The following is a 360-nucleotide window of genomic DNA, read 5'->3' on the forward strand; positions in this document are numbered from 1 at the left end:
GCCGCTGTGCAGTGAACGTGCGATCCACCCGATCAGGTGCCGGCCGCCGGCGTTCATCGCGCTCAGTGGTCGTCATGAACCGCCTGCGGTGTACCCCCCCGCAGCCCTGCCTCGCGCATCAGGCGGGCCACCCGTTTTGGGGCGACCTGCTCATGGGCTTCCTCACGCAGATCCTGCAGGATGCGTGGCGCTCCATAGGTGCCGTGAGACCGCTCATGGAAGCGCCGAATCTTTGCCATCAACTCGGCGTCTCGCCGCGCCTGTGGCGATGGTGCGCGCTTGCGCCACGCGTAGTACCCGCTCGGGGAGACCTCGAGCACTCGGCACAGGGTGGCAACACTGTGATCGGCCCGGTTCATC

At 67.2% G+C, this 360-nt stretch carries 1 pseudogene; it reads right to left on the reverse strand.

What is annotated here, in order from left to right:
• Positions 1 to 360: pseudogene (locus HALO32_RS17830) on the reverse strand (IS3 family transposase); the annotation flags it as partial.

The organism is Halomonas lysinitropha, from assembly GCF_902500215.1.
Classification (GTDB): Bacteria; Pseudomonadota; Gammaproteobacteria; order Pseudomonadales; family Halomonadaceae; genus Halomonas; species Halomonas lysinitropha.